We start from the raw sequence: 6,212 nt of genomic DNA on the forward strand, positions 1-6,212 counted from the left end.
CATGAGCGGATTCAAGCAATTAACCGGTATTGCCGCCCCTCTGGATGCGGCCAACGTGGATACCGATCAGATCATCCCGAAGCAGTTTCTGCAGAAGGTCACCCGGTCCGGTTTCGGCAAGCACCTGTTTCACGACTCGCGCTTTCTCGACGACGCCGGCGAGCAGCCCAACCCGGAGTTTGTGCTGAACCAGGCTCCGTATGACAAGGCGGTGATACTGCTGGCCCGGGAGAACTTCGGTTGTGGTTCCAGCCGCGAGCACGCGCCTTGGGCGCTGGCCGACTTCGGCCTGCAGGCGGTGATCGCCCCCAGCTTCGCAGACATCTTCTACGGTAACGCCATCAACAACGGCATGGTGCCGGTACGACTGACCGACGCCGAAGTAGACGCCCTGTTTGCTTATGTAACCGTAAACAAGGGTGCCGACATCACGGTAGATCTGGAAGCCCAGCAAGTACGTGCCGGCGACCTCAGCTTCTCGTTCGAGATCGACGAGTTCCGCCGCTTCTGCCTGCTCAACGGCCTCGACAACATAGGCCTGACCCTGCAACACCAGGATCAGATCGACGCCTATGAGGCCAAGCAGCCGAGCTGGCTGTAAGCTTCTCGCAACCGAGTATTTCAACGCCGGCGAAAGCCGGCGTTCTTGTTTGGCCTGACGCTTCAACGTACCTCGTTCAGGATCAGCGCTACCTTGTCCGTTGCCAGCCCCGGCTCCACCCGCGGCACCGCCGCCGTGGCCTTTAATGGCTCCACGCTGGAATCGGCGGACGGCAGTACCAGCCGCCACTCCTCGCCCACCTGACATTTTCCGGCCGTCACTTCCATCAGTCCGCCCCTGACGCTGAGATTACGACAGACGCCTTCCAGCCGCTCCTTGGTGGTGGCCAGAATAACCTTGGTATCCAGCCGCATGCGACTGAACTCACGCTGTTCCTCATGAGCAGGCATCATTCTTCACCTTCTTTATAAGACACTGGTTTAGCGAAAAGAATAACCCTACAATAATGGCCATTCAAAAACGGGGTGCGGCCAACCGCTGAGATCATACTCGTGCATCGCCCCCGGCTCGTGCCGGCGCAGGAATTCAAGCTCTCGGCCTTATCCCATCCACAAGGAGTGGCCTGTGAACAAGTCCCTGATTGCCCTGTCTCTGCTTGCTACCAGCCAAGTAGCAGCACAAACGCCCACACTGACAATCTATACCTATAGCTCATTTGCGTCCGATTGGGGACCAGGCCCGGCCATCAAGCAGGCTTTTGAAGCCGAATGTGTCTGTCAGCTCGAGCTGGTGGCGCTGGATGATGGCGTCTCGATTCTTAACCGGTTACGACTGGAAGGCCGCAATACCAAGGCCGACATAGTACTGGGACTCGACAACAACCTGCTGCAGGCCGCCAAAGACACGAGTCTGCTGGCTGAGCATGGCCAGTCGCTGGACGGCATCACAGTACCCGGAGGCTGGACTGACACCACCTTCGTGCCCTACGACTACGGCTATTTCGCCTTCATCTACGATGCCGACAAGCTCAAGCAACCTCCGCAAAGCTTCGCCGAGCTGCTCGAACGCCCGGAGCTCACCCTGCTCTATCAGGACCCGCGCACCAGCACGCCGGGCCAGGGCCTAATGCTGTGGGTACAGAAGTTGTATGGCGACGAGACGCCCGCCGTGTGGCAGAATCTGGCCAAGCGTACCGTGTCGGTGACCAAGGGGTGGAGCGAGTCCTATGGCATGTTCCTCAAGGGCGAAGCGGATCTGGTGCTGTCCTACACCACCTCCCCGGCCTACCATATCGAGGCCGAGCAGAAGACCCAGTATCAGGCAGCCAGCTTCGAAGAAGGGCACTACCTGCAGGTAGAAGTCGCGGCCATTGTCAGTAACAGCAAAGAGCCCGAACTGGCCAGGCAGTTTATGCAATTCATGGTCAGCCCCGGCTTTCAGCAACATATTCCCGCCGGTAACTGGATGTACCCTGTGATCGAGACTCCTCTGCCCGCCGGGTTCGACTCCTTGGTCATCCCCGAGCAGACGCTCGGTTTTAGTGCCGAAGAAGTAGCCACACACCGCAGCAGCTGGCTCCGGCAGTGGCTGGGCGCCGTCACCCGCTGATGCACCGCAAATACTGGTGGATACCGGGCAGTCTCAGTCTGCTCGGTATCCTGCTTCTGACCGCAGGGCCTATCACCGCACTGCTGGTGCAAGGCAGCCAGAGCAGTCTGTCCCGCTTGCTCCACGACAGCTATCTGCACCGTGTGGTCTGGTTCAGTTTCTATCAGGCACTCTTGTCCACCCTGCTGAGCCTGCTACTGGCCATCCCTCTGGCTCAGGCACTGTCTCGTCGTCATTTTCCGGGACGGAGGCTCTTGTTGCGGCTGTTTGGGCTGTCGCTGGTGCTGCCGGTGATCCTGGTAGTGTTCGGCATCGTCACCGTTCATGGCCGTCAGGGCTGGGTAAATCAGCTGTTGCAGACACTGGGATTCGAGTCTGTCGGTTACCTCTATGGCCTCACCGGCATATTGCTGGCTCACGTGTTTTTCAACATGCCACTGGCGGCCCGTATCCTGTTGCAGGGCATAGAGGGTATTCCGTCCAGCCAGTGGCGGATGGCCAGCCAGCTCGGATTTACTGGCTGGCAACTGTTCCGCTGGCTGGAGTGGCCGGTGATCAGAAGCGCGTTGCCTGCCCTGGGCAGCATGATCTTCATGCTCTGTTTCACCAGTTTTGCCACCGTCATGGCCCTGGGCGGCGGCCCTAAATCCACCACTCTGGAAGTGGCGATTTATCAGGCTTTGCGCTTCGACTTCGATCTGCCGCTGGCGGGCATGCTCGCCTTGCTGCAGCTGCTGTTCTGCAGCGGTTTTCTGCTGCTGCAATACGGGTTGACCAAGGCGGCACCGGAGCAGCACGCCAGTAGCAAGTTAGCTATCCGTCCGGATCGACAACGTATCGGTGTGCGCCTGTGGGATGTCCTGATCCTGACCCTGGGCTTGGGGCTGTTCTTGCCGCCCTTGCTGGCCATCATCAGCAGCGGCCTCAATCCCAGCTTATGGGCCGCCTTGAGCTCGTCCCTACTGTGGCACGCCACCCTCACCTCTGTGATCATTGCCAGCTGTGCGGCACTGTTATCGGTATTGCTGACCCTGGGGTTGCTCAGCAGCAGCCGCTACCTGCGGCTGCAGTTGCAACGTAAGCGGGGGGCTGCCCTGATGGAAGCCACCGGCTCTGTCATCCTGGTACTGCCGGCGGTGGTACTCTCGACCGGATTGTTTATTCTGCTGCGCGATATTGCCGATATTTTTACCCTGGGGCCGATACTGGTGTTGCTGGTCAACGCCCTGATGGCATTGCCCTATGGACTTCGCGCCTTGCAGTTGCCGATGGAGCGGGTATCTCTCCAGTATGGCCGGCTCTGTACCAGTCTCGACGTTCAGGGCCTGGCTCGGCTCAGGCTGGTGGAATGGCCCCTGTTGCGAAAGCCGGTGGCATTGGCACTGGCGTTGGCGATGATGTTGTCGCTCGGCGATCTCAGCGCCATTGCCCTATTCGGCAGCCAGTCGCTGCAAACCCTGCCCTGGCTCTTGTATCAACAGCTGGGCAACTATCAGATGATAGATGCCGCCGCCACCGCTCTGGTATTGTTGCTGCTGAGTCTGGGGTTATTTGGCTTGATAGAAGGTGTGCTCGGAGGCAAAGATGCTGCAACTGAATAACCTCTGCTCCCGCTACCCGGAGCAGGAGTTGTGTTTTACCCTCTCGGCCGGCGCCGGAGAAATAACCGCGCTGATCGGCCCCAGTGGGGCCGGGAAATCCACCCTGCTGGCCATGGTCGGTGGCTTTACCTCCATTGATTCGGGACAACTGTTGTACGATGACCGCGAGCTGTTATCACTGACACCGGCCCAGCGGCCTATCACCACGCTATTTCAGGATAACAATCTATTCTGGCATATGACGGTGTATCAGAATATCGCCATCGGACTGTCGCCCTCGTTGCGGCTGACGCCGGCACAAAAGGCCACAGTACAACAGGTGGCCGAACAGGTTGGCATAGAGGCCTTGCTGAACCGCAAACCATCGAGCCTTTCGGGCGGTCAGCAACAACGAGTAGGGCTGGCACGCTGTCTGGCTCGCCGGCAGCCGGTATTACTGCTGGATGAACCCTTCTCCGCCCTGGATCCGGCCCTGCGTTTCGAATTGCTGGAACTGTTGCGCTCGCAAACCGATCAACTGAAGCTCACCGTCCTGCTGGTAACGCATCACCCGGACGAGGCCGCCAGAATCGCCGATAACATCGCTTTCGTTCATAACGGCCGCATCCTTGAACAAGGAAAAAGGGAGCTGCTGTCAGCTCCTCACACCAAAGAGTTAAAGGCTTATCTTGGACGGGGAAGCAGTGAACTCGCTCCCCACATCCTTATTTAGAGGTTTTCTTCCGCGAAGGAGGCCAGGCGACTGCGGACCACCCCGTTGAGATAAACATTGGCACTGCCTTCAAAATCCTTGAAGCGCTCAACAATATAGGTCAGCCCGGACGTCACCGGGGTCAGGTAGTTAGAGTCAATCTGGGCAAGATTGCCCGAGCACACCAGCTTGGTTCCCTCACCGCAGCGGGTAATGATAGTCTTCAGCTGAGACGCCGTCAGATTCTGGCACTCATCCAGCAGCACGAAGGTATTCTGGATACTGCGTCCGCGCATGAAGTTGACCGACTTGAACTGGATGTTGGCCTTGCCCATGATGTAGCTGAGTGAGCCATCCATGCATTCATCCTGTTTGTGCAGTACTTCCAGGGTATCGGTGATGGCCGCCAACCAGGGCGCCATTTTCTCTTCTTCGGTACCCGGCAGGAAGCCGATGCTTTCGGCGATTTCCGGCGTATTTCGGGTTACTATCACCTTATCGTAAATACCTTTTTCAATGATCATCTCCAGCGCCGATGCCATGGCCAGTAGCGTTTTGCCACTGCCCGCAGGGCCGGTCAGGATCACCATTTCGATATTGGGATCAAGCAGTGCATCCAGTGCCATGGCCTGATAGATATTCTTGGGATGAATCCCCCAGGCCTTGCGCCCCATCATCCGCTCCCAACCCAGGTCGACAAAGCGAACCTTGCCATCGGCCTTATCCAGCACGCGACCGGCAAAATCGTTGGTATCATCAATCAGATATTGATTAATGTAGGCTCCCGGCAGCAACTCGTCGGCTACCGTATGAATCACCTCCCGGCCGTGGGTTTCGCTGTCACACTCCCCCACCCTGTCCCAGAAGCTATTTTCCTGATGATAAAAGCCCTTCGATAACAAGCGGATATCATCAACCAGCTGATCGGAGCGATAGTCCTCCACATATTGCAGGCCGGCCCCTTTGGCCTTGAGCCGCATATTGATGTCTTTGGTAACCAGTACCGCCATCCCTTCCGCCGTATGCTTCTGCAGATAGAGGGCTGTATTGATGATACGGTTATCGGCTTCGTCATCGGTAAACACCGCATAGCCTTCCGGCAGGTGTCTGTCGGTGATAATGGCGATAGTGCCCGAGGCCTCGTCATCCTGCAGACCCAGCGGCACTCCAGCTACTATCTGCTCCGGGGTTGCATCGTGAAAAATCCCTTCCAGCGTCCGAATGGCCACCCGAGCATCCCGGCTGACGTCTTTTTGCCGGTCCTTGATCCGGTCCAGCTCTTCGAGCACCGTCATGGGTATGACGACGTTATGTTCCTTGAAGGAATAAATGGAGAGGGGTTCGTGCAGCAGTACGTTGGTATCCAGAATAAAGCGTTTACGGTCATTGTCGTCCATAGACATGCTCCCTCGGGCTCAGCCCTTATCATGGTCATTGCCCAGTTAAAGCACAGTGCAATGACAGCTTTATTACAATCTAACGCTATGACTTTTTTACGTCCTCTGCAACTGCCTCTATCCAAATAAAGTCTCTGAATGAGGCTTGGCGCATTAATACCAATACCAGTACGGGCCTGATCATCTTTTGGACCTGGGCTCCAGAGGCAACACAGTCACCCACAGACGGCCTCAACAGGAGACATTCGAGCATCAGGGAGGACAAAAGGGATCAGCTCCACTGACCTTCAGTTTCAGGGAGGAAACAGAGAGGTATTCATAGCGAGTCGGTGGAGCGGGCCCTTTGGCCGAAGCCGTTTGTTTATTTTTCGCAGACGAAAAAAAGCCCGATACATTCGTATCGGGCTTTTTAA

6 protein-coding genes are annotated in these 6,212 nt (G+C 57.1%); 4 read left to right on the top strand and 2 right to left on the bottom strand.

All coding sequences use genetic code 11. The features are described 5' to 3' along the window. The first annotated feature begins 1 nt into the window (after window position 1). A complete protein-coding gene (gene leuD, locus UN63_RS06905; RefSeq protein WP_104486040.1) occupies window positions 2-601 on the top strand; it encodes a 3-isopropylmalate dehydratase small subunit in 600 nt (199 codons plus the stop codon). 62 nt (window positions 602-663) lie between these two features. Here leuD and UN63_RS06910 read toward each other — a convergent pair whose 3' ends face one another. Next, entirely contained in the window at window positions 664-954 is a 291-nt protein-coding gene (locus UN63_RS06910; RefSeq protein WP_104486041.1) for a PilZ domain-containing protein, read from the bottom strand. A gap of 172 nt (window positions 955-1,126) precedes the next feature. Here UN63_RS06910 and thiB point away from each other — a divergent pair, with 172 nt between their 5' ends. Genes thiB through thiQ form a run of 3 tightly spaced genes read left to right on the top strand, consistent with a single transcriptional unit; the run spans window position 1,127 to window position 4,423 of the window. Continuing rightward, window positions 1,127-2,110 (top strand): thiamine ABC transporter substrate binding subunit, encoded by a 984-nt coding sequence (thiB, locus tag UN63_RS06915; RefSeq protein WP_104486042.1) that lies wholly within the window; start codon window positions 1,127-1,129, stop codon window positions 2,108-2,110. Beyond that, window positions 2,110-3,711, top strand: coding sequence for a thiamine/thiamine pyrophosphate ABC transporter permease (thiP, locus tag UN63_RS06920; protein WP_104486043.1), 1,602 nt, complete (start codon window positions 2,110-2,112; stop codon window positions 3,709-3,711). The genes thiB and thiP overlap by 1 nt, the downstream gene beginning before the upstream one ends. Beyond that, window positions 3,695-4,423 (top strand): thiamine ABC transporter ATP-binding protein, encoded by a 729-nt coding sequence (gene thiQ / locus UN63_RS06925; protein ID WP_104486050.1) that lies wholly within the window; start codon window positions 3,695-3,697, stop codon window positions 4,421-4,423. The genes thiP and thiQ overlap by 17 nt, the downstream gene beginning before the upstream one ends. Here the strand turns inward: thiQ and UN63_RS06930 are convergent. Then, window positions 4,420-5,799 carry a PhoH family protein gene (locus UN63_RS06930; RefSeq protein ID WP_104486044.1) on the bottom strand — a complete coding sequence of 460 codons (1,380 nt, stop codon included), beginning with the start codon at window positions 5,797-5,799 and terminating at the stop codon, window positions 4,420-4,422. The two genes, thiQ and UN63_RS06930, sit on opposite strands and share 4 nt — an antisense overlap. Window positions 5,800-6,212 lie beyond the last annotated feature (413 nt).

Source organism: Oceanisphaera arctica (genome assembly GCF_002936955.1).
Lineage (GTDB): Bacteria > Pseudomonadota > Gammaproteobacteria > Enterobacterales > Aeromonadaceae > Oceanimonas > Oceanimonas arctica.